Source organism: Chryseobacterium sp. SIMBA_029 (genome assembly GCF_046535275.1).
Classification (GTDB): domain Bacteria; phylum Bacteroidota; class Bacteroidia; order Flavobacteriales; family Weeksellaceae; genus Chryseobacterium.
Genome location: NZ_JAWRXA010000570.1, coordinates 1 through 255, shown reverse-complemented (window position 1 = coordinate 255; position 255 = coordinate 1). Strand labels below are relative to the sequence as shown.

Sequence of the window (255 nt, the reverse complement as noted above, 5' to 3'; positions counted from 1 at the left end):
GCCTATTAACGGTTCTTATCGGATTGATCTTTGCCGTTATTGCATTCAATAGTGTTTCTGCGGTGGATGGACTGGCAGGAATTTATACATTATTTGGGCTGATTCCTGTGATAATAATCATTATATTGGACAGAATTTGTGTCTGGAAATTTGGCCCTAAAAAAGTCAATAAAGTACAGTTCTACATAACAGGAATATTTATTTTACTTTTTATCCTTAACTGGATAAGATTACAACTTCAATAAAAAAACTAAA

Annotated in this window: 1 protein-coding gene; it reads left to right on the top strand. The window is 32.2% G+C overall.

The features are described 5' to 3' along the window. A partial coding sequence (locus SB679_RS25265; RefSeq protein ID WP_410705081.1) for a hypothetical protein occupies positions 1–245 on the top strand: 245 nt, incomplete at its 5' end. Positions 246–255: the final 10 nt, after the last annotated feature.